This window comes from Carboxydocella sp. JDF658, assembly GCF_002049395.1.
In the GTDB taxonomy this organism is placed as follows: Bacteria; Bacillota.
The window spans coordinates 1-201 of sequence record NZ_BDLR01000213.1 but is presented as its reverse complement, the minus strand read 5'-3'; the positions used below and the strand labels follow the sequence as shown (position 1 = coordinate 201).

1 rRNA gene is annotated in these 201 nt (G+C 54.7%); it reads left to right on the top strand.

Annotated elements, in window-relative coordinates:
* A 23S ribosomal RNA gene (locus JDF658_RS13865) occupies positions 1-201 on the top strand; the annotation flags it as partial.

The following is a 201-nucleotide window of genomic DNA, read 5'->3' as shown; positions in this document are numbered from 1 at the left end:
CCGCCAGGAGCAATCGCTGGGTAGCCAAGTCTGGACGGGATAAGCGCTGAAAGCATCTAAGCGCGAAGTCCACCTCAAGATAAGATTTCCCACTGGGTAAGCCAGGTAAGACCCCTGGAAGAAGACCAGGTAGATAGGCCGGGAGTGTAAGAGCCGCAAGGCTTTGAGCGGACCGGTACTAATAGGTCGAGGTCTTAACCT